Consider the following 23,404-nt stretch of genomic DNA (forward strand, 5'->3'; position numbering starts at 1 on the left):
AGAAAGAAATTAATAGTAAAAATAATTCCCTATTACTGTTATTAATTGTGTAAAAACTCGTAATGACAAGGCTTCAGTCAGTTTGAGTTGACCTCATAACCTTAAACCTTAGCTTGAAGTAAAAAAATGGCAACGCTACATACCCCATACTTCCAAGTACATTCCTTAATTCCCACAAATTCTACACGCAGCCTGGTCTTTATCGACATGGCAGTGGAAGACTATCAGAGTTTAGTCAAAGGTGTTATTTCCAACACTGATGTGTTCGTAATCGATCCAACACAGAACGGTGTTGAGAAAATTACGGAGGTTTTGGCAACTCGTGCTAACCAGAATCTCAGCAGCATTCATATTGTTTGCCACAGTGTTCCTGGTAGCTTGCAACTGGGTAACACCCGGTTGGGGCTTGATACCCTTGATGAATATACTCAGCAATTACAACAGTGGCAGAAGATATTTACCGCCTCATCAAAAACCGTTGGGTTATTGGTTGAATCTGCTACAGAATCTCCAGCTCAATTACTCATCTATGGTTGTAATGTAGCTGACGATGATGCGGGGGCAGAATTTATTGCCAAACTGCACCAACTTACAGGGGCAAATATTGCTGCTTCCCGTCAGCTTACAGGTAATGCAGCACTAGGCGGTAATTGGGATTTGGAAGTCCGCACCAGTGATATGGAAGTAACTTTAGCGTTTACAGAAACAGCGCGGGAAGCTTACACAGGAGTCCTGACAACCTTTACGGTAAATAGTACTGAGGATGCAGATGATGGCAATCCGAATAATCATGTCACTACCTTACGGGAAGCTATTAACCTAGCCAATGCTACTGCTGGGGATGATACGATCGCCTTTGGGAAAATCTTTACTGATGCTACCCCAGATGTAATAACCCTCACCTCTGGAAAACTGACCATTACCGATGATGTTACTATCCTGGGAACTGGCACATCCAAGCTTACGGTGAGTGGGAATAATGCTTCCAGAGTCTTTGAGATATCGGGAACAGCGACAGGTGTCACCATTGATGGTTTGGCGATCGCTAGCGGCGGTATTCAAGTCAATTCAAATTCCATCCTCAACCTAACAAGAAGCAGTGTTTCTGGCAATACAGAGGAAAGCGGCATCTCTAATAACGGCATCCTCAGCCTTAAAGGAAGCAGTATCTTTGGTAATACCCAAGGCGGAATCTATAACGGTGGCATCCTCAGCCTGATAGGAAGTCGTGTCTTTGGCAATACGGGTGACTTCGGTGGTGGCATCTATAATGACGGTTCCACTGCAAACACTGGTAATCTTAGCCTAACGGCAAGTACTGTCTCTGGCAATACGGCAAACTATGGTGGCGGCATCTACAACAAAGGCGGTACTCTTAACCTCATAGCAAGTACTGTCTCTGGCAATAAGGCAAACTACAACGGCGGTGGTGTCGTTAACGCAGATGATGGTACTTATTTTGGTGGTTCAGCTACTCTAACTAACAGCACCATTTCAGGCAATAAAGCCAATGACGAAGGTGGTGGTATATTTAATGGCGGCAGCTACACAAATACCGACAATCTCACTCTAATCAACAGCACAATTACTAACAACACAGCCGACTCAGATGGCAATGGTGTCGGTAATGGTGGGGGTGTTGCCAGCTATGGTAGCCCCATGACAGTTAGTAATACCATCATTGCAGACAACTTTGACAAGTCCCTTGCCAGTGATATACAACTTGACGTGTCCGGTAGTGTCACTGACTTTGGCAATAACTTAATTGGCGATGCTACTGGTAGTACTGGCTTCACCACCAGCACTCTCATTGGCACAACCACTAACCCCATCGACCCAAAACTCGGTTCGCTGCAAAATAACGGTGGTGCAACTTTTACTCACGCCTTACTTGCAGATAGCCCCGCTTTTAATGCTGGCAATAATTCCCTAGTTCCTCCTGGTGTAATTACTGATCAAAGAGGCGCTGGATTTAACAGGATATCCGGCATTGCCGTTGACATTGGTGCTTATGAAGTCCAGCCTAGTATAATTACGCCACCTAATAATTCCAATCCCCTCGTCCCCACCATCAGCATCATTGCCACTGATAACACTGCTGATGAAAACAGTGGGAATACTGGTACTTACCGCATCAGCCGCAGTAACAGCAGTGGGGCATTAACAGTCAACTTCTCTGCCAATGGCAATGCGAGTATTGCAGACTACAATCTAAGTGTGGGTGGCAAACCTGTCAGTGGCAACAGTATCGTGATTGCTAATGGGCAAAGCTATGTAGATATCACTTTGACACCTGTCAACGATATTCAGGCAGAAGCGGCGGAAAATCTGACTCTCAGCTTGGTAGCAGATTCGGCTTACCAAATCGATAACGTGAATTATACCGCCACAGTAGCGATCGCAGCCAATGATTTAGTCGTGACTAATACCAACGATTCTGGAGATGGGTCGTTGCGGCAAGCTATCCTCAATGCTAATGCTACTACTGGGGCAGATATTATTACCTTTGCAGGAGTTTTTGGTGATAAAACTCCAGATATTATCACCCTCACCACCGATAAACTCACAATTACCGATGATATTACCCTTTTGGGGACTGGGGCAGCAAACCTCACCGTCAGTGGAAATAATGCCTCCGGCGTGTTTGAAATATCGGGGACAGGGACAGATGCCAACATTGATGGCTTGAAGATTGCTAATGCTAACGATGCGTTTGGCAGTATTTTGGTTAATAACAATAATAGCCTTAACTTGAGGCAAAGTATTGTCTCTGGCAACAAGGGAACGGTAGGCGGTATCTTTAACAAAGGCACTCTCAGTCTTACGGGAAGCACTGTCTCTAATAACAGTGGGTCATCCTTCGGCGGAGGCATATTTAACAAAGGCAACCTTAGCCTTACTAACAGCATTGTCTCTGATAATAGTGCATCTGTCAGTTATTCCTCAGCCTTCGGTGGTGGCATATTCAACATAGGTACTCTCAGCATAACGGGAAGCACTATCTCTGGTAATGGGGCTTTTGCCAGTGGTCTTAATCGCGGTGGACCTGACCCTTACCCGTCCTACGGTGGTGGTATCTTTAACTCTGGCAGTGTCAGTTTGAGTAATAGCACTATCTCTGGTAATTCAGCACTCTCTGGAGGTGGCATATCTAACTCAGGCAACCTTAACATCACCAACAGTACTGTCTCTGGCAATAGGGCAAGTGGAGGAAACGGCGGCGGTATCTCTAGCTCAGGCATCCTCAATCTGAACGGTACCACTATTACTAATAACACCGCAGAAGACCTTTACAACTGGGGGGGCGGCACTGGTGGAGGTGTTTTTGGCGGCGGGACTATCAACGTTGCAAACACCATCATTGCAGTCAACTTCAACAACAGGAATCTTTATGGTGGTGATATCAACCCCGACGTTTCCGGCGACTTCATCGATGATGGTAATAACCTGATTGGAGATAACACTGGTAGCACTGGTTTTACTAGCAGCAGTAGCAGTATCGTTGGCAACAGCACCAACCCAATCGATCCCAAACTTAGCCCATTGCAAAATAACGGTGGTACAACCCTTACCCATGCCTTATTTGAAGATAGTCCCGCCATTAACGCTGGTAACAATGCCCTGATTCCGGCAGGTATTATAACAGACCAGCGCGGCATCGGATTTGACAGAATATCTGAGGGTAAAGTTGATATTGGTGCATTAGAGTTCAACGGTTTGATTGGAACTAGTGGCGCTGATAATCTAGTGGGCAACAACTACGCTGACATAATTTATGCTAAAGCTGGGAACGACATTATTGCAGGTAATCAAGGCAACGATATCGTAACTGGTGGCGGTGGCAAGGATAAATTTGTTTACAACTTAGGTGACGGTGTTGATACCATTACCGATTTCGGTGGGTTAGGTAAAGGCTCAAATCCATCAGCAGCAATCATTGGCCAATTGGATACCCTGAAATTTCAAGGGGCTGGATTGACTGCCCGAAATTTACTATTCACCCAGAATAGTAACAATCTGGAAATCACCTTTGAAGGAGTGGGTGATGACAAAGTTATTCTGCAAAACTTTCCCCTAGAAAACTTAGACAATCTCTCCAGTATTGGCAATATCCTGTTTGATGGGCAAACCAAAATTCGTGACAGTTTTGATGTCTTTAATGCCAATTCCACTCAAAGCACCATTTTCAACAAAAATACAGTCACCTTTCTTAATGACCTAAACAACAATGTCAATGGCTTTGACAACTCAGCTGATGTTATTAATGGTCAAGGGGGAAATGACCGCATTGATGGCAAGAGTGGCAACGACCTACTACGAGGTGGTGAAGGTAACGACACCCTGCTTGGTAGTCTAGGTAATGATAGCCTGGTTGGTAGTCTAGGTAATGATAGTCTAATCGGCGGTGCTGGTAATGACATCCTTATTGGTGGTGTAGGTAGCGATACTTTGACTGGCGGGAGCGGTTACGACCAGTTCATCTACCAAACCTTAAATGATTCTGACGATACAATCACTGACTTCGATCGCGGCCAGGATAAATTAGTTTTAACTGACCTGTTTAAGAGTCGGGGCTACAGTAGCAGCAACCCCATCTTAGACGGCAATTTACAATTTGTGCAATCGGGTACTTCTACACTAGTTCAAGTCCTTGGTTATTATTCTTTTTACACCTTCGCAACTTTAGATAATTTCACAGCTACAAATCTAGTAGTTGGCGGTAATGTTTTTGTGTAGCACTCAGATTTAGCATAGTACGGCGAGAATACACTTACTTTTACCGGACATCATACTAGTAGTCTGTCAACATTAAAATGACGGATGTAGAGACACGAAATTTCGCGTCTCTACAAGGTTTTGGGTAGTACAAAGAATCCCTCAAAATCAAATTGACAGACCACTAGTACAACACGGCGGCAATAAACCAATCATTCCAAATCAACGAAACCCTTATGCTGTATTCATTTTTAATTTTTAATTCCGCCTTGCGGTACTAGGGACTTCAAGTTAAAAACATATCCCAATATTAAGGGCGCAAGCTTTGCGCCCCTACAAATTTAGAAATAATTTTGAATAATTTTTTTGGGAGTCCCTTACGACTCAATCAATACGAGTTTACGAACTTCAGAATTGTTTCCCTGAGAGCGACGTGATGAGGCCGCACTTAGCAAAAACTTCCAAGACTTAGGAGAAAGTATAGATGGATCTATCATTGAAAAAAAGCTCTTGAGGTTTTTTTGCTTTAGTGATACTAAAATCCAATGGAGTTTCAGGTAATTTTTTATATCTTGAAAGCCGGGAATCTTTGAGCGATGTTGCTCATTTACCAAGGCATAAATTTTTTCTTTCATCAAAATATTTGTCGCCAACCGCCGAGACAAAGAAAACTTTTGATTATAAGCACCGGGCCATATAGTTCGATACGCAAGACACTGGTTAAAGAAAATAGCATCACCAAACTGGGCAATCCTAATCCACGAATCAATATCATCACAGTTAGCATCAAGTGTGGAGTCCCAACCACCAGTTTGCAGAAAAGCATCACGTCGGCAAGCCACTTGTACAGGTGTGCCAAAGGGTACAAGCTCTAAGAGCATACCGTAATGAATATCGGCTTGGGGGATATAAAAAGCTAAACCAGGGCCAACTTGCGGGGTGCGACTGAGTTCAAGTTCATTGCCATCTACCTGAGCCGCTACACAAGAACAGATTACAGCATCGGGACGAAGTGCGATCGCTTTAGCCATCTCTTCTATGCAGTTGGGAGCTAAATAGTCATCATCATCTAAAAACTTAATCCAGTCGCCGCTAGCTTTGGCAACTCCAGCATTTACCGTTGCTGCATGACCAAGGTTCACTTCATTTCGATGGTAAACAACTTTGTCTCCTAAGCTTTTGAGATATGTTTGAGTATCATCAGAAGAACAGTCATCGGCAACAACCACCTCACACTCAATGGTTTGGTTTCGAGCCGACTCAATTGCTCTTTTGAGCAAGTTCAAGCGATTATAAGTACTGATGACGACGCTAAATTTCATAAATTTCCACCTCTGATACAGCATTTTGCAATATAGCTTCGATCTATTGGGTCTTGTCTCAGTAAAATTATCAATCTCCAATAAGTAGAAGTAGACTGAAATAGGATTATCGATTTATGATTGATGATCGTGGGTTTTTTTTAAGCAGACAAAAAGACTATGAGCGCTCAAGAGATTATCCGCTCCATTGAAGCGGAACAGCTAAAATCAAATTTGCCCGACATTTTTGTGGGCGACACCGTAAAAGTAGGAGTGAAAATTAAAGAAGGCGAAAAATACCGGGTACAACCCTACGAAGGAGTAGTGATTGCCAAACGCAATGGTGGCATCAACGAAACTATTACAGTCCGTAAGGTTTTTCAAGGTGTGGGCGTTGAGCGCGTATTTCTGTTGCATTCTCCCCGGATTGACAGCATCAAGGTATTACGTCGCGGTAAAGTCCGCCGTGCTAAACTGTATTATCTCCGCGATCGCGTAGGTAAGGCAACCCGGATTAAGCAACGGTTTGACCGCCCTTTGTGATTCGTGCTTCTTTCATTATGGGAGAAATCTCAAGCGGCATCTGCCGCTAACTTGTTTTCTCAACGAAATTGAAGTATGATAGAAATCGCGTGTTGCGTTAAACTAAAATTTAGTTCAGCGCAATGACTGAATAAAAAACAGCTTGTGCGCTCTTAGTTCAGTTGGTAGAACGCAGGTCTCCAAAACCTGATGTCGGGGGTTCAAGTCCTCCAGGGCGCGCTCAAGAGCAAAAAACAAAGCCCGAAATAATTACGCAGATGCTAAATTAGCGGCTAGCGATAATAATTTCGGGCAAACCTATTGTCTTTGCAGTTGTTTTGCTTTCAGTTAACTAAGTAAAATAAAGTCGAAACTGCAAAACTGGATAACCGAATTTTAGATTTCTTCTCAATCCAAAATCTTAAAGTGAGTACTTTGGACTGAAAGGATCGGCTAAATCTAAAAATCCAAAATCCAAAATTGACTAAAGAAACCGGGGGATAAACGGTCGTGGCTAAAAAAAGTGAAGCAGAATTGCCAGAAACTACAAATGGGTTTAGCTTAGGCAACTTCATACAGGGAACCAAAGAAGAACTTGACAAAGTAGTTTGGCCCAGTCGGAAGCAGATAGTGAGCGAATCCGCTGCTGTGTTGTTAATGGTGGCACTCTCCGCATCTTTGATATACTTGGTCGATGGATTGTTTGGTTGGGCAGCAAAACAGGTGTTCTGATGACTTTTGCAACAGACGAACCTCGCAACTCCACGTTGCAGTCGGAGGAAACAGGAGAAACAGCAGAAGCAGCGTCAAAAGAAGCACGCTGGTATGCTGTACAAGTAGCTTCAGGCTGCGAAAAACGTGTAAAGACTAACTTAGAGCAACGCATTCAAACTTTTGATGTCGCTGACAAAATTATCCAAGTAGAAATTCCGCAAACGCCGGCGGTGAAAATCCGCAAAGATGGCAGTCGCCAGCATACAGAAGAAAAAGTTTTTCCTGGCTATGTGCTGGTGCGGATGATGATGGATGATGATACTTGGCAGGTTGTACGAAATACCTCTCATGTAATTAACTTTGTCGGTTCAGAACAAAAGCGTGGTAGCAGCAAGGGTCGAGGTCATGTCCACCCCATACCACTGAGTGCTTCGGAAGTTGAACGTATATTCAAACAAACCAGTGAACAAGAAGCTGTTGTCAAAATTGACATGGCTACTGGTGATAAGATAATGGTGCTTTCTGGGCCATTTAAGGACTTTGAAGGTGAAGTGATTGAAGTTTCTCCAGAACGGAGTAAACTTAAAGCCTTGCTCTCAATTTTCGGCAGGGATACACCAGTAGAACTGGAATTTAATCAGGTAGAGAAACAGAGTTAAATACAAATGGCGAAGAAAGTAGTGGCGGTCATTAAACTGGCCTTGAATGCTGGAAAAGCCAACCCAGCACCACCAGTTGGCCCCGCCTTGGGTCAACATGGTGTTAATATCATGATGTTCTGCAAAGAGTATAACGCCAAAACAGCAGACCAAGCTGGAATGGTGATACCTGTAGAAATTTCGGTTTTTGAAGACCGGAGTTTCACATTTGTACTCAAAACGCCACCAGCATCAGTGCTGATTCGGAAGGCAGCGAAAGTTGAAAAAGGCTCGAATGAACCCAACAAAAAGAAGGTTGGGTCAATTACTAAAGCCCAATTGCAAGAAATCGCCCAAACCAAACTCCCTGACCTCAATGCCAACGACATCGACGCGGCAATGAAGATTGTGGCAGGAACGGCTAAGAATATGGGTATAACAGTCAAAGATTAGTCATTGGTCATTGGTCATTGGTCATTAGTAAAAAAATAGGAAATGACAAAGGACAAAAGACAGATGATAAAGGACTCATAAAAAAATTATCGGGGGAGAGGCGAGGCTTCGGAATTACCCCAGGAGAAAAAAATGGCAAAAATATCGCGTCGTTTGCAGACGCTACAAGCAAAAGTAGAAGATAAGGATTATCATCCTTTAGAAGCTTTAGCCCTTCTCAAAGACACCGCAACAGCTAAATTTGTTGAAGCTGCGGAAGCCCATATCCGGTTGGGAATAGACCCTAAATATACAGACCAACAGTTGCGGACAACGGTAGCACTGCCTAAAGGTACAGGACAAATCGTTCGGGTAGCGGTGATAGCCAGAGGCGAAAAGGTAAACGAAGCCAGCAACGCTGGAGCTGATATAGTCGGATCAGAAGAACTGATTGACGAAATCCAGAAAGGTAGAATGGATTTTGACAAGCTGATTGCCACACCAGATGTGATGCCACAGGTGGCAAAGCTGGGTAAATTGCTAGGTCCCCGTGGTTTGATGCCATCGCCCAAGGGTGGAACCGTAACATTTGATATAGCAAGTGCGATCGCAGAATTCAAAGCTGGTAAATTAGAATTCCGAGCTGACAGAACTGGTATTGTTCATGTTATGTTTGGTAAGACAACTTTCTCGCCTGAAGATTTGTTAGTCAACCTGAAGGCATTGCAGGAGACGATTGACCGTAACCGTCCTTCAGGAGCTAAAGGTCGTTATTGGCGCACATTTTATGTGTCAGCCACAATGGGGCCATCGATTAAAATTGATGTCACCGCCCTACGAGATTTAAAACTGAGCGAAGTAGGTTAAAAAGGACTGGGGACTGGGGACTGGGGACTGGGGACTGGAGACTGGAGACTGGGTAATACCCAATTTTCATCATTTAATACCCAATACCCAATCACCAGTACCTAATTAAATAGGCAAAGCCGGAGACAGCAGGTGCTAATAGCTTAAATACCCTGCCGAGGTTAAAACTCTAATTGTCAAAATTACCACCCTTAAAGGCGTGATAACTATGGCATCACGAGTCTTAATACTCAACCCCGGCTAAATTAGCTGGGGTTTGCTGTTTGGGTTCAGGTTTTAGAAGAAACGTACAAGTAGGGCACTTCCCCGATTATTTTAAGGAGGTGAGATTGGAATGGGTAGAACACTAGAAAATAAAAAAGAAATAGTAGCTGACCTCAAAGAAACTTTGAGTGAGTCAACTCTGGCGCTGGTAATTGATTATCAGGGGCTAACAGTTTCGGAAATCACAGACTTACGGCGGCGGCTACGTCCTAGTGGCACTGTTTGTAAGGTGACGAAGAATACCCTGATGGGCATTGCCATTGAAGGTGATGAGAAATGGCAGCCTTTGTCGGAATTGCTCAATGGTTCTTCTGCCTTTTTGCTGGTAAAAGATGATTTTTCATCGGCAATTAAGGCATACCAAGAATTCCAAAAAGTTACCAAGAAGACAGAACTTCGTGGTGGTGTCCTGGAAGGTCGCCTACTAAAAGAACCTGATGTCAAGGTACTGGGAGACTTGCCATCTAAGGAACAACTCATCGCACAAATTGCTGGGGCTATCAACGCCTTGGCTACCAAGATTGCTGTGGGTATCAACGAAGTTCCTGGCTCACTGGCTCGTGCTTTGAAGGCTGTGTCCGACCAAGAACAAAGTGGTGGTAGCACCGAAACTGTTGCTGTACAAGATAGCAGCGCTGAAACCGCAACTGTTGCTGATAGCAGTACTGAACCTGCTGCTGAATAAACTTTGTGGTTCATCAGTCAATAGTCAAAAGTCATAGTTAAAGATCAATGACCAATGACAAATAAATAATCAAAATTACAGGAGTTATATCAATGTCTGCTGCAACCGATCAAATTTTAGAACAACTAAAAACCCTTTCTTTGCTGGAAGCTTCTGAGCTAGTCAAGCAAATTGAAGAAGCTTTTGGCGTAAGTGCTGCTGCACCTGTTGGCGGTATGATGATGATGGCTGGCCCCGGTGGTGCTGCTCCGGCTGAAGAAGCTGTTGAGCAAACTGAGTTTGAAGTGATTCTCGATTCAGTCCCAGCTGATAAGAAGATTGCCGTGCTGAAGATTGTCCGGGAATTGACCGGTTTAGGTCTGAAAGAAGCAAAAGACTTGGTAGAAGCTGCGCCCAAGGCAGTTAAAGAAGGTATTGCTAAAGATGCTGCTGAAGATGCTAAGAAGCGCATCGAAGAAGCTGGCGGTAAGGTGACTATTAAGTAGTTACAATTCGATTAGCAATTTTTATATTAAGGAGTCTGAGTCAGGCTCCTTTTTTGATCGAAACAGAATTCAGGACAGGCTAAATGCCCCACTACCACTAACAGAGTTCAGAATAAATTCTAACCAAAAAAGATGCGATCGCGCTTCACATTCAAGAATGGTAATAAATTTCTATTCAAAGAAGGGTTAAGGATGTAAAACAACAATAATTTACACCCAAACTCCTAAGTCCTAAATTTTATGCTTCTTCTGAATTTTCACTCTTACGTCCTGGGGATGCTTCGTAAAGTGCATCTAGATGTTGACGCGCATCTTCAACGTTAATCGAACGCATTACCAAAAGCGGCTCTTTAATTAAGTTACCCGCGCTATCTAATAACTCTGGATGGGGTACAAACTGTTTTTTTGATGAATAATAACCGTATTTACCTTGATTATTTATTGGTGAGGAATTTGTTGGGTAAGTTCGCTCGCGATCAAAACTGAACATTATCAGGTTACGAATTAAGTTGCCAACAGCCATAAATGCAAGGATTGTAAAAGCAAGAATGTAAAGCAGGTGTAACATTAGATTTTCCTCCAGAACAACAATTTTTAAAACTTTATTTTGTAACGCTTTGTTTCGCCGACACTGTGACTCACAGTTAAGATGACTATTTGACGCACTTTTGTGCGCTTACATTTATATGAAGCTATTTGTCAACCGTTATTTTACTTACGGTAGCATAGGATACATTATCTTGTTAATCCAAAAAATGTTAAGAAAATGTTAAGCTTTTTGTGCTATCTCTTTGATAACTGGTTTAGCATCTTGTCGTTAGACATTAGCTAAATAGTCTGCGGAAATTTAACAGATGCTCCCATCTATTTAGACTTCACGCTCTTGACGAAAGCGCATTGCAACATTCCAGCATTCTGTTACTAATTGATGCCAAGGCATTAACGTTGCCATATCAATCCCGACTTGTTTATCGGTAGCAGCAAATAGCATTTTGGCCGTACTTAGTTCTTCTTGCGCTTGTTTAACACGTAAGAGCAAATCAGATTGTTCTTGGTCACTCATAAATGATAGCTGCTCAGTTTCGAGTAAATGGCGCGATCGCGTAAACCAATGCTGAAAATCTTCTAGCAGTGGTTCTAAAACCGTTTTCAGCAACTCAGTCCCTGGTAAATTTGAGTCTGACATAAATAAGAAGGATATTTCCAACTTTCTTAGCTAATATTAACGTTATTTACGTTTCTTAATATTATTTTTATTTATTAAAATCTAATAATTTTAGGAAATGCAAAAAATGTAACAAATATTACAAACTTTATTATATAGTCTTGCTAATGGGTCTGTACAGTTCCTTTGGAGAGACCGTATATATATTGGATGGGGAAGTAGCTGACACCGAGTTGCAATTCATAAGATAATTTAGCGATGTCTACGACGGGTGGTTCCTGAGCGCAGTCGAAGGGCTACGCCTACGCCTGGAATCCTGAATTTAGTACTCAGCTAACCGATCAAAAATTTATCTTTATCCCCGGCGAGAAATTAATTTATGTAGTTGGAAGATAAAGCTGAACTGGCAAAAACCAAAGTCGTTATAGTTGAATAAGCTTACAGATTCAGATAAATCACCTTTTGTAATCACCTCGCCAACGGTTCAGCAGCCAATGTCGCCAAATTCATCAAATCAGTCACAACAGTCAGAACAAGTTGAAAAAATCTATTTACCACGTACCAGCGAATCGGAGAACTTAAAAAAGATTCGTCACACTGCTTCCCATGTAATGGCAATGGCGGTACAAAAGCTGTTTCCCAAGGCGCAAGTTACAATCGGCCCTTGGATTGAAAACGGTTTTTACTACGACTTCGACAATCCAGAGCCATTTAGCGAAAACGATCTAAAAGCTATCAAGAAAGAGATGGCGAAGATTATCAATCGCAAATTGCCAGTAATTCGGGAAGAAGTCAGCCGAGAAGAAGCCGCACGCCGGATTCAGGAAATTAACGAACCTTACAAGCTAGAAATTCTGGCAGATATCAAAGAGGAACCAATCACGATTTACCACCTGGGGAATGAATGGTGGGATTTGTGTGCTGGGCCTCATCTGGAAAATATCAGTGAATTAAACCCGAAAGCAATTGAACTAGAAAGCGTTGCGGGCGCTTATTGGCGTGGGGATGAAACTAAAGCCCAATTACAACGCATCTACGCCACCGCTTGGGAAAGTCCAGAACAACTCGCTGAATATAAGCGGCGCAAAGAAGAAGCGCTACGGCGAGATCACCGGAAACTTGGGAAAGAACTGGGATTATTTATATTTTCCGATCAAGTAGGGCCGGGTTTACCTTTGTGGACACCCAAAGGTACTCTGTTGCGGAGTACTTTAGAAGACTTCCTCAAGCAGGAACAAATCAAACGCGGCTACCAGCAAGTTGTAACTCCTCATATTGGCAGAGTGGATTTATTTAAAACCTCTGGACACTGGCAGAAATATAAAGAGGATCTGTTCCCGATGATGGCAGAAAATGAGGAAGCTGCTGCACTGGAACAAGGCTTTGTTCTCAAAGCCATGAATTGCCCTTTTCATATCCAAATATATAAGAGTGAATTACGTTCCTACCGGGAACTACCAATGCGGCTAGCAGAATTTGGTACTGTTTACCGCTACGAACAATCAGGAGAACTGGGCGGTTTAACACGGGTGCGGGGTTTCACTCAAGATGATGCTCATATATTTGTTACACCTGAACAGTTAGATAGCGAATTCCTCAAGGTAGTGGATTTGATCTTGTCGGTGATTAAAACTTTACAACTGGGTAAATTTAAAGCCAGACTCAGTTTCCGCGATCCAACCAGTGATAAGTATATCGGTTCTGATGAAGCTTGGAATCAGGCTGAGAATGCCATTCGTCGCGCTGTTGAAACCTTGGGGATGGAACATTTTGAAGGAATTGGGGAAGCTGCTTTCTATGGGCCAAAACTAGATTTTATTGTCAGTGATGCCTTAGAACGGGAGTGGCAATTAGGAACTGTGCAGGTAGATTACAATTTGCCAGAACGTTTTGATTTAGAGTACGTCGCTGAAGATGGGGTTCGCAAACGTCCAGTGATGATTCACCGTGCGCCTTTTGGTTCGCTGGAAAGGTTGATTGGGATATTAATTGAAGAATATGCAGGTGATTTCCCTTTGTGGTTAGCGCCAGTGCAAGCTAGATTACTGCCAGTGGGTGATACACAGCTAGACTTTGCGAAAGATGTGGTGGCGAAAATGAGAGCGTTGGGCATCCGTGCAGAAGTTGATACCAGTGGCGATCGCTTGGGTAAACAAATTCGCAATGCAGAGAAAGAAAAAATACCCGTGATGGCTGTGGTGGGAGCTAAGGAAGTTGAAACCAACACCTTGAGTATCCGTACCCGCGCCTCTGGGGAATTGGGAGTTATCCCTGTTGATGAAGTGGTGGATAAGATGAAAGATGCGATCGCTAAGTTCGAGAATTTCTAAAATCTAACCGCAAACGCACACTAATTATATATTGGTGTGCGTTTTGTCTAGCTGGTAGGTTTTGGTAAAAGTGCGATCGCGTTCTACTTGTAGGCTGAAACCGTAAGTTGACGGAGATAAAAGGTGGATTCATCCAGTTCAAATACTCATTTTAATTTTAACTTTTCATGGGATTTGAAAGGTCAAAAGGTATCACAGACAACAAAAGTTTTCTCAATCACCGCACCCAATAAAACTTTTTGATTTATTCAAGACTGATAGCATAGATTTAAAGACTTGTGGAATCTGCTCTTCCTAAACAGACTGGACTTGCATAAATTAATGTCAATAATTTTTGACTAACATTATGAACCGCTTTACCTCTATTTTGCTGGCTGGCTTGATAGCATCTGCATCAGCTTTGGCTATTTCTCCAAAAGCTGAGGCTAATACACCAGCGTCTTATCTTGTTGAGTTAGATAGCTACGGCTATCAACATAACAATGATGGTAACTACGAACGTCATAGTCGTCACTACAGAAATGGTGATTATGACCGCCAGAACGACCTTCGTAACATTCGTGACAACGACCGCCGTTATGACCGCGATAATAATCGCCGCTTTGACCGCGATAATAACCGTCGCTATGACCGCGACAATAATCGTCGCTATGACCGCGACAATAATCGTCGCTTTGAACGCGACAATAATCGCCGCTTTGACCGCGATAATAATCGCCGCTTTGACCGCGATAATAACCGTCGCTTTGACCGCGACAATAACCTTCGTAACATTCGTGATAATAACTTTCGCTATGAGCGCGATCGCAACTGGGGACGTGATTAATCCTTCCGCCGATCTATCAAGTTAAAAGGGCTGTTATAAACCGCGTCTACACAAACAAAATCCGCCTCCGTGGGTTCCAGACAAGGGGCTTAAGTCCCTTGTTTCCTTAGTCCGCGTAGGCGGAATCCCATGATTCATAAGTTGTCTCTACAGCTTATAGTTTTGCGTAAGTTCTAAAGAGTTGACCCTCAGCCTAGAAGTCTCTTTCTTAATTACGAATTAATATCACGACCTTGGTCGCAACAGTTGCACAAAGGTATCACTCACAGTATGGTCTTTGGTATCGGCGGCGTATTGAACTAATTTTTCCTTCAGTTCTTTAGCAGCATCTAACGGGAGTAAGGTTGCTAGCAAAAAGTAGACACCACGAAAACGGGGGTCGTCCATGTGGTCAATGAGACGGTTTTTAGCTTCCTCACTCTCGCCGAGAAAGTTCTGCACCAAAAAGAAATCTATAATCTTATCGTGGCGGAAATACCATTCCCTCTTGGCTTCGCCTTTTTCGTCTTGCCACTGACGGCTGACAACCATTTTATATTTCTCGTCTGACAATGACTGTAATACTTGGTAAAATTCATCCGCAGGTAACGCTTGCTCATCTTTCAGCCGCATTTGATAGACAGCATCGGAGAATTTTTTCAAGGGAAATTCCTGGTTCCATTCTTGCAAATATTCTGCTGCCATCAATTGATATTGATGTTGTTGCAAGTGAAATAAATCGGGGTATTCGCCTTGGGATAGCATCAGGGCTACCACAGTTAAATCCATTGGATTAGAGAGAACTTTCTCAATCGCGCTTAATTCCTGTGGTGATTGCTGATTAGTGAGGGCTTTAGTTAAAAAACTAGCAGTGGCTTGCTCATAATTAGTACCTTGAACTTTGGCATTTTTGGGCAGTCGTGGCTGACGGGAAATCAGAAATTGCTGTATTTGTGGTTCTTCAAGGGGCAGCAATTTATATATTTTGGCTGTTGAGGGTGGTGTCCACTGTAGGGGTTGGGTGGTCATGATGATGTTACCCCGGAAATAGCTTTCGGCAAACTGACAGATTTTTGCCCTGGTGTCGGCGGTAACTTCATTGAGTCCGTCAATGCAAATATCTAATGCGCCACTGTAAATTAAATTCTTGAGAAAATCAGCATCTTGTGCTTGTCCGTGCAGCTTCGCTTGAATTGCCTCAATTACCCCTTTGTCACACTTGTGTGCAGGTAGATAAACCACAAGCCGCCCAGAAGTTTTTACCAAATAGCGCAGAAACATTGACTTACCCAAGCCAGAATCACCTTCCAAGATGACTTGTCCTTTGATGCTAGGTAGCACTTGGGTAATTGGTACAGGTTCCTCTACACCGGGAACTTTCACTTTAGAGTTTGGGAAGTAAGCTTCGGGGTTAAAATTATCTAACCCGGCATCGGCTAGTAGGGAAGGCTTGAAGGGTTCAAATAACTTTTCGCGAAAAAAGGGAACCCAGGTGAGAATTAAGCCGACGTAGCCAATACCGAGAATGCGCCTCACCCAAGGATTCCAGAAGAAGATTGCTTGAACTTGGGGAAATTTGGGGTAAGCGAAGATGAGGGCTAGCCAAAAGGCAGCATGAATCAAAATAGTTGTTCTGGCATTGAGAAACCACTGCCAAGTTTTGAGATTAACTATTACTGATTGCAGCGAATCAGCTTCGTTGGAGCCGGCTTTTTTGAGGTTGTTGTAGTGATTTTCTAAAATAACAATATCTTGTGGTTGCCAAGAAACTTTTCTCGCAACTACAGCAATTTGCTTTGCTAAGTCTTCCCGTAATCGTGTTAAACCTTGGCTAGATTCCCAGACTTGGGCAAATATTTTAAGAGTTTTATCACCGCGATCGTGTGTTAATGAAGCAGGAATTGTTTTAGTATCAGGAAAACCCAGCCATGTAAGCAGTGTTTTGACTTCATCAGTGCCGCCACCCAGGAAATATGTCAAAAATCGCCACTGTTCAAATTCTGATTGACCTGCGTAATAGATGCTATCCAGAATTACAACAATATTATTTTGGTTGAGTTGTTCTATCTTTCCCAATGCCCATGCTGCACGGTAACGAACATCTTTGTCAACGGTTTTATCCTTGAGGAAGTCGAGGATGTCTTTGACGTAGGGTTTGGCTGCCTCCCCCAGATTTCCTAATGCCGATGCCGCACCGGAACGAAGATTTGAGTCAACGGATTTATCCTTGAGGAAGTCAGCGATGTCTTTGACGTAGGGTTTGGCTGCCTCCTCTAGATTTCCCAATGCCGATGCTGCACCGGAACGAACATCTTTGTCAACGGTTTTATCTTTGAGGATGTCAGCGATGTCTTTGACGTAGAGTTTAGCTGCCTCCCCCAGATTTCCCAATGCCTCTGCTGCACCGGAACGAACACTTGAGTCAACGGATTTATCCTTGAGGAAGTCGAGGATGTCTTTGACGTAGGGTTTGGCTGCCTCCCCCAGATTTGACAATGCCTCTGCTGCACCGGAACGAACAAACGAGTAAACGGTTTTATCCTTGAGGAAGTCGAGGATGTCTTTGACGTAGGGTTTGGCTGCCTCCCCCAGATTTGACAATGCCTCTGCTGCACCGGAACGAACATCATTGTCAACGGTTTTATCCTTGAGGATGCCAGCGATGTCTTTGACGTAAGGTTTGGCTGCCTCCCCCAGATTTGACAATGCCAATGCTGCATATCTACGAATACTTGAGTAAACGGTTTTATCCTTGAGGAAGTCGAGGATGTCTTTGACGTAGGGTTTGGCTGCCTCCCCCAGATTTGACAATGCCTCTGCTGCATATCTACCAACAGAGGAGTCAACAGTTTTATCCTTGAGGATGTCGAGGATGTCTTTGACGTAGGGTTTGGCTGCCTCCCCCAAATTTCCCAATGCCTTTACTGCACCGGAACGAACAGAGGGGTCAACGGTTTTATCCTTGAGGATGTTGAGGATGTCTTTGACGTAGGGTTTGGCTGCCTCCCCCAGATTTGACAATGCCTCTGCTGCACCGAAACGAACAGAGGGGTTAACAGTTTTATCCTTGAGGATGCCGAGGATGTCTTTGACGTAGGGTTTGGCTGCCTCCCCCAGATTTCCCAATGCCTTTACTGCACCGAAACGAACAGAGGGGTCAACAGTTTTATCCTTGAGGATGTCGAGGATGTCTTTGACGTAGGGTTTGGCTGCTTCCCCCAGATTTGACAATGCCTCTGCTGCACCGGAACGAACATCATTGTCAACGGTTTTATCCTTGAGGATGTCAGCGATATCTTTGACGTAGGGTTTGGCTGCCTCCCCCAGATTTCCCAATGCCGATGCTGCACTGGAACGAACAGAGGGGTCAACGGTTTTATCCTTGAGGATTTTGGCAGCTTTCTGAACAATATCCTCTGGTTTCTGAACCACCGATTTAAAATTTTTTAGATCATATTCCTTGAATATTGCAAAAGTGAGTTTCTTTACTCCGTCATATCCATCATCAAAGGCAGCTACGATACCGTTAATCTGCCACGCCTGCGGTGTAGGCTTCGGCTGTTCTTTCGCGCTCACCCAAGGCAAGGCGAGGAGGAGAGTCAACAACATGGTAAAGGGAAAAAGGAAAAAGGGCGACGATCGCTTTTTAATTATGTGCAGATACATTTGTATAATTCGTAATTCGTAATTCGTAATTCGTAATTTTTTTAGAAATAAAGGCTGTTTCTGCCCTTTCCTTGGTAGAGCAAGAGAAGGGAGTTAGGTTTTTACTAGTAAAACTGGAACCGCTACAGTTATCTTTTTACCGTCTGATAACTTAACCTAGCCAGAAATGGAATATTAATGTAAATACTACAGGAATTTCAAAAGATACGCTCAGAGTATAATACTGAGCTTGCCTGAGCGATGGTAGGTAGGCGTAGCCCGTCGTAGACATCGCCTACTCAAACCACTGCACGAGATAATAACAATACCTCGTTCAATTGTTAGCGATCGCTAATGTCTTTTGATAACCTCTGCAAACTCCTGTCCGAAAAACATCCTGCTACCTTTGCCAGTTGGGTTTTAGGTACACCGCAAACTTCCGTCACAGTCCTCAAAACCGAATTGAGCATTGAACCAATTCGCGCTGATTATGTAACATTTTTACAATTACAAGGACGCATTCTGCATCTGGAATTTCAAACCAAACTAGAATCTACGCCACCCCTACCCTTGCGGATGCTAGATTATTGGGTACGCTTGTTTCGTTTGTATCGTCTACCAATAACGCAAGTTGTCGTATTATTGCTTCCCCCTGCACCAAGAACAGTAATTGAAACTGTCTTTAGTGTCGAAACTACCCGTCATGAATATCGCGTGATTCGCTTATGGGAAGAAAATCCCGAACTATTCCTCAACGATCCTGCTTTGTTACCATTAGCACCACTGGCGGCAACCACGCAACCCCAAGCATTGTTGCAACAAGTTGTGGGCAAAGTTAATCAACTTGAGCCAAGACAACGACCAGAAATTTCCGCGTATACCCAAATCTTAGCGGGGTTAAAATACAATCAAGACTTGATTCGACAATTATTTCGGGAGGGTATGATGCGCGAGTCAGTAATTTATCAAGAAATTCTCGCTGAAGGCGAACAACGCGGCGAACAACGAGGAGAACTAAGAGGACGAAAGGCAGAAGGGCAATTGCTCATTCTCCGTCAGCTTACTCGACGGGTAGGAGAATTACCCCAAGAGGTGCTAGACCGTATTGAAACTCTCTCTTTAGAGCAATTAGAAAATCTTGGTGAAGCATTATTGGATTTTCAGGCGATCGCGGATTTAGAAATCTGGTTTAGTACATTAGAGTAGCAGCTAATTAAATCTAGTCTCTATGTCGCCCCTTGAAGTCTTTTTGATAACCTCTGCAAACTACATTCCGGGAGGGTATGATGCGCGAGTCAGTGATTTATCAAGAAATTCTCGCTGAAGGCGAACAACGCGGCGAACAACGAGAACGAGCGCTGGTTCTCCGTCAGATGACTCGACGGGTGGGAGAATTACCCCAAGAGGTACTAAACCGTATTGAAACTCTCTCCTTAGAACAATTAGAAAATCTCGGTGAAGCATTGTTGGATTTTCAGGCGATTGCGGATTTAGAAGCCTGGTTTGCTACATTAGAGTTCAATTAACTTGAAGCCCCAAGGTTTGAGAGCCGCTAAAGCTATTTCTTCACTTACACCTTCATAAGCCTCCCATTCCAACGGATGCTCTTTAGGATGTCCGTCGCCGACATTACCTGCAACTTTAATTATTGGACAGTTGGCGATGCGATCGCGCTCTAGCCCTTTTGGAACTACTAGTTGGACTTTGTGACCGATAAACTTCGCTGTACTTTCTTCAGCAATCGATTCACGGATTAAACAAATATCACCAGCTGTCCCCCAAGTAGTTTGGTAGATGTGGAGGAATGATATATAAGGTGCTGGTTTGATGGATCTTTTTAGAACATGCATTATCTGTAATCCTTACACTATGAATCAAAAATCATAAATCATATAAGTATTTTCTATCACGTTCGTAGGGAAGAAGAATGTTTTTAACTCACTTTTTGCACCTAGTCTAAGTGATTAGAGACTTCTTGGTGGAATATAGTGGTTTTCTAGTCATAATACAGACCTAACCCCCAGCCCTTCCCTACAAGGGAAGGGGAGTAAGATTAGAGTGGAATGGCATACAAAGGAGTGTAGACGCATTAGCGAAGCGGTAGCGACGTTCGCGTAGCGTCTCCCCTTGGGAGAAGGAGCGTCAGTGGCTTGTCGTAACACATTGCTAGAACACGATAATTGCCCACAAACTAGCTCCCAAAGCGATCGCAGCTAGGTATTGCCCAAGGAGCGATCGCACTGGTTGCTTGGCAATCTTTTGCGTTAATAACATAGTCATCAACACTGAGAAAATTATCGTTGCACCTTGCAAAAAGGCAATCACAGCCGGGTGAGCAACCAATATTGGCAATTGTTCTCCACTCAAACCAAGAGTAGCAAAGGTAACAGGCAAAATCCGCCCGCCTTCGCCTAAGCCCAAACGCAGATAATGAGCTAAGTTTCCCCCCAACACTAATGGTAAATAGCCATAAGCAAGTTCTACAAATGATTTTGGTTTTCGGTTAAAGTTCAACAGTTTCAGCAAGCCATAAGCCCCAAAGGTAAAAATCGCTGGGATAATTAACACTAGCAGTGATAATCCCAAATGCTCCCAAAACTGAGTTAAATCCAGTTGTAACCCCAACCAAGATTGTAATTCTGGCAAGCGATGCAGATATATTCCACCCAAGAGCAAAAATAATAATGCTACTTCATAAGTGCGGGGTACATGAGTAGTCCACAGTTCAATTGCAGGGGGACGCAAGTTGAATTCAACGGAACGATGGGGACAGGCTTTTAAGCAAGTCATACAAAGTACGCAATCTCTGTTATCTTCTAATTGCGCTGGGTGCGAATATAAAGGACATCCATTGGTTTCCATGCCTTCGCCCTTTTGTGGCCCACCTTTATAACACTGATAAGTAGTGCAACTGGCAGAACATATTCCTTGCTGGGCGCGGAGTTCTGTCATTGACAGTTTGGCAAATAAACCATTCATCCCACCGATGGGGCAGAGATATCGACACCAAAACCGCCGCTCAAAAAGTGTGGAGAAAATCATTGCCCCAGCAGTAATTAACAACAGTAAACAAGCGCTGAGGTAAGCGGTATTCTCTAAATGCCAGAGTTCCTCCCATAAGAAAATTAGGGTGAACAAACCAAACATGAACCATCCGCCCCATTTCTCAGCTTCCTCTCTCGGCCAGCGCTTGAGTTTTCGCGGCCACAGCCAGAGAGATAACTTTTGGGTAATTTCCCCGTAAATCATGAAGGGACAAACAGAACACCAGATGCGTCCCAAAAAGGGAAAGAGAAATAAAAAGAACGGCCACCACCAAGCCCAAAATAGATTTAAGACGAAATTGCGATCGCGGGTTTGTGGCCCAATAAATAATATTGCAACAATAATTGCAAAAGCCGTTGCAGTAAAACCGTAGTTAATGCGATCGGGCCACCAAGGACTACGCAAAAACCGCCGCAAATTAGGATAGGCATTTAACAGATTCACGCGAAATCGTTTTTTCTTCGCTTCGGCTGGCCAGAAAATTTCTTCTGTTAATTCATTAGCACCCTCAGCTTGGACGATCGCTCTTTCAACCAGATTTTTCAATTCCTTGAGGTTCCCAGGAAAATCATAAGACTGTAGCCGACGTAAAGCTTCTGGGGTGATGTGTGGTTTCAGAACCCCTCTAGAGCGAATGTAGAGACTAGTATAATATTCAACCTGTGCTTGAACATCAGCTTTCCGCACCCGGAGGGGCGGTACTTTAATAATGTGACCAACAGAACGTTCAATGGTCGGCTGAGTTTTTTCTGAAACAATCAGAATGCGTGCTTTACTGGGACGAGGTTGGACTGCTGTCTCTCCAGAACGACTGACGGGAGTATATGTGCCAGTTTTGAGCAACTGCGTCACGGGAGGCAATAATTCTTCAGGCAATTCTTGGATGTTGTTGAGAACTAAAGTACCTTCTCCCAACCATTCCAACAGTCCTGGTTTACCGCCAGCGCGACCGAATAAATCTGCACCGCTAGTTTGCAGAATACCGCAATTGACTTTAATTATCGGTTCTCGCCGTTTTGGAGAACCAAAGTGGATAAGGGCTGCTATGTTGTCCTTTTCTAACCCTGGTTCTCCAAAAATATCCACTGATTTGCGGTCAGCCGCCGCTTCTCGAATTTGCTCGCGCAGCCGCACAGCATAGCGACTTGTACCGACAATTCCCCGTTGCGCTTTAGTAACTAAGTATGGTCGCAAAGCTATGGAACGTTCTTGTTCGTAACCAAGTGCAGATGTTACCTGAGCTAATTCTTGAGCCAATTGGCGGGAAAAAGCCTGAGCAATTTCAGGGTATTGGGTGACTAATGGACGAAATTTAGCAGCAGGTACAACCCAGAAGTGACATTCGGTTACTGTAGTAATTGTGAATGAAGTTAATTCATCCAACAGCAATTCTTTGAGTTCAATCACAGATCCGGGAAGGAATCCACAAGCTAAGGCTGGGTTGGTTTCATTGGTGGTATTGCTTTCGAGTTGACCTTCTACAAGAATATAAAGTGCTTCTGGAGGAGTACCCTCACTAACTAAGTCAGTTTCAGCTGGCACAACTTGTTCTTCAATTACTTGTGCGATCGCATTTAACACTTCAGGCGAGAGAATTCCTAAAGTGGTGCGTTCTTGTAGCCATAGAACTGTTTCTGGAGATGTCATCTTAAGTTCTCCGTGTAGGCTGTTATGTATAACTGTTTTAAATTCGGTGGAATACACTAGGAGCGTACATCTGTACGCCTCTACCGGGTATTACATCCAAACAAGAACCGCTATCAAAGAAATTATCCTCTGAAAGCAATGGC

At 43.6% G+C, this 23,404-nt stretch carries 17 protein-coding genes, 1 tRNA gene, 1 pseudogene and 1 other annotated feature; of the genes and pseudogenes, 13 read left to right on the top strand and 6 right to left on the bottom strand.

Annotated elements, in window-relative coordinates; genetic code table 11:
* Positions 1 to 126: 126 nt before the first annotated feature.
* Positions 127 to 4,737: a DUF4347 domain-containing protein gene (locus tag FBB35_RS06170; RefSeq protein WP_174708930.1), complete on the top strand. Its 4,611-nt coding sequence runs from the start codon at positions 127 to 129 to the stop codon at positions 4,735 to 4,737.
* A gap of 356 nt (positions 4,738 to 5,093) precedes the next feature.
* On the opposite strand, the gene FBB35_RS06175 is transcribed toward FBB35_RS06170, so the two are convergent.
* Entirely contained in the window at positions 5,094 to 6,038 is a 945-nt protein-coding gene (locus FBB35_RS06175; protein ID WP_174708931.1) for a glycosyltransferase family 2 protein, read from the bottom strand.
* Positions 6,039 to 6,197: 159 nt separating this feature from the next.
* Between FBB35_RS06175 and rplS the strand changes: the two genes are divergently transcribed.
* The 8 genes from rplS to rplL all read left to right on the top strand — a co-directional run bounded on the left by rplS (position 6,198) and on the right by rplL (position 10,624).
* The gene (rplS, locus tag FBB35_RS06180) at positions 6,198 to 6,560 is read left to right on the top strand and encodes a 50S ribosomal protein L19 (protein ID WP_114081431.1); all 363 of its coding nucleotides are present in this window, start codon (positions 6,198 to 6,200) and stop codon (positions 6,558 to 6,560) included.
* A 146-nt stretch (positions 6,561 to 6,706) separates the two neighbouring features.
* A tRNA-Trp gene (locus FBB35_RS06185) sits at positions 6,707 to 6,779 on the top strand.
* A gap of 270 nt (positions 6,780 to 7,049) precedes the next feature.
* The gene (gene secE, locus FBB35_RS06190; protein ID WP_094331819.1) at positions 7,050 to 7,271 is read left to right on the top strand and encodes a preprotein translocase subunit SecE; all 222 of its coding nucleotides are present in this window, start codon (positions 7,050 to 7,052) and stop codon (positions 7,269 to 7,271) included.
* The gene (nusG, locus tag FBB35_RS06195) at positions 7,271 to 7,912 is read left to right on the top strand and encodes a transcription termination/antitermination protein NusG (RefSeq protein ID WP_094331820.1); all 642 of its coding nucleotides are present in this window, start codon (positions 7,271 to 7,273) and stop codon (positions 7,910 to 7,912) included. Before secE ends, nusG begins: the two co-directional genes overlap by 1 nt.
* Before the next feature lie 6 nt (positions 7,913 to 7,918).
* Complete coding sequence (gene rplK / locus FBB35_RS06200; RefSeq protein ID WP_012412092.1) at positions 7,919 to 8,344, top strand: 50S ribosomal protein L11; 426 nt, start codon at positions 7,919 to 7,921, stop codon at positions 8,342 to 8,344.
* 132 nt (positions 8,345 to 8,476) lie between these two features.
* Entirely contained in the window at positions 8,477 to 9,190 is a 714-nt protein-coding gene (gene rplA / locus FBB35_RS06205; protein ID WP_012412093.1) for a 50S ribosomal protein L1, read from the top strand.
* 101 nt (positions 9,191 to 9,291) lie between these two features.
* Positions 9,292 to 9,460 (top strand) — a sequence feature (ribosomal protein L10 leader region).
* 64 nt (positions 9,461 to 9,524) lie between these two features.
* The gene (gene rplJ / locus FBB35_RS06210; RefSeq protein WP_174708932.1) at positions 9,525 to 10,139 is read left to right on the top strand and encodes a 50S ribosomal protein L10; all 615 of its coding nucleotides are present in this window, start codon (positions 9,525 to 9,527) and stop codon (positions 10,137 to 10,139) included.
* Between the two features lie 92 nt (positions 10,140 to 10,231).
* The gene (gene rplL / locus FBB35_RS06215) at positions 10,232 to 10,624 is read left to right on the top strand and encodes a 50S ribosomal protein L7/L12 (RefSeq protein WP_012412095.1); all 393 of its coding nucleotides are present in this window, start codon (positions 10,232 to 10,234) and stop codon (positions 10,622 to 10,624) included.
* A 238-nt stretch (positions 10,625 to 10,862) separates the two neighbouring features.
* On the opposite strand, the gene FBB35_RS06220 is transcribed toward rplL, so the two are convergent.
* A complete protein-coding gene (locus tag FBB35_RS06220) occupies positions 10,863 to 11,192 on the bottom strand; it encodes a DUF2973 domain-containing protein (protein ID WP_163932347.1) in 330 nt (109 codons plus the stop codon).
* 300 nt (positions 11,193 to 11,492) lie between these two features.
* On the bottom strand, positions 11,493 to 11,810 hold the full coding sequence (locus FBB35_RS06225; protein WP_012412097.1) for a DUF2605 domain-containing protein: 318 nt from the start codon (positions 11,808 to 11,810) through the stop codon (positions 11,493 to 11,495).
* Between the two features lie 473 nt (positions 11,811 to 12,283).
* Between FBB35_RS06225 and thrS the strand changes: the two genes are divergently transcribed.
* Together thrS and FBB35_RS06235 are read left to right on the top strand one after the other, a co-directional pair.
* Complete coding sequence (gene thrS, locus FBB35_RS06230) at positions 12,284 to 14,119, top strand: threonine--tRNA ligase (protein ID WP_174713539.1); 1,836 nt, start codon at positions 12,284 to 12,286, stop codon at positions 14,117 to 14,119.
* Between the two features lie 346 nt (positions 14,120 to 14,465).
* A complete protein-coding gene (locus FBB35_RS06235; RefSeq protein WP_254625838.1) occupies positions 14,466 to 14,945 on the top strand; it encodes a hypothetical protein in 480 nt (159 codons plus the stop codon).
* A gap of 225 nt (positions 14,946 to 15,170) precedes the next feature.
* Here FBB35_RS06235 and FBB35_RS06240 read toward each other — a convergent pair whose 3' ends face one another.
* On the bottom strand, positions 15,171 to 18,590 hold the full coding sequence (locus FBB35_RS06240) for a HEAT repeat domain-containing protein (RefSeq protein ID WP_174708933.1): 3,420 nt from the start codon (positions 18,588 to 18,590) through the stop codon (positions 15,171 to 15,173).
* Between the two features lie 333 nt (positions 18,591 to 18,923).
* Between FBB35_RS06240 and FBB35_RS06245 the strand changes: the two genes are divergently transcribed.
* Positions 18,924 to 19,775 (top strand): DUF4351 domain-containing protein, encoded by an 852-nt coding sequence (locus FBB35_RS06245; protein ID WP_174708934.1) that lies wholly within the window; start codon positions 18,924 to 18,926, stop codon positions 19,773 to 19,775.
* A gap of 53 nt (positions 19,776 to 19,828) precedes the next feature.
* Positions 19,829 to 20,095: pseudogene (locus FBB35_RS06250) on the top strand (DUF4351 domain-containing protein); the annotation flags it as partial.
* On the opposite strand, the gene FBB35_RS06255 reads toward FBB35_RS06250, so the two are convergent.
* Both FBB35_RS06255 and FBB35_RS06260 read right to left on the bottom strand, forming a co-directional pair.
* Positions 20,081 to 20,419 (bottom strand): hypothetical protein, encoded by a 339-nt coding sequence (locus FBB35_RS06255; protein ID WP_114081426.1) that lies wholly within the window; start codon positions 20,417 to 20,419, stop codon positions 20,081 to 20,083. The pseudogene FBB35_RS06250 and the gene FBB35_RS06255 sit on opposite strands and share 15 nt — an antisense overlap.
* A gap of 316 nt (positions 20,420 to 20,735) precedes the next feature.
* The gene (locus FBB35_RS06260) at positions 20,736 to 23,261 is read right to left on the bottom strand and encodes a sigma 54-interacting transcriptional regulator (RefSeq protein WP_174708935.1); all 2,526 of its coding nucleotides are present in this window, start codon (positions 23,259 to 23,261) and stop codon (positions 20,736 to 20,738) included.
* Positions 23,262 to 23,404: the final 143 nt, after the last annotated feature.

This window comes from Nostoc sp. TCL240-02 (assembly GCF_013343235.1).
GTDB lineage: Bacteria > Cyanobacteriota > Cyanobacteriia > Cyanobacteriales > Nostocaceae > Nostoc.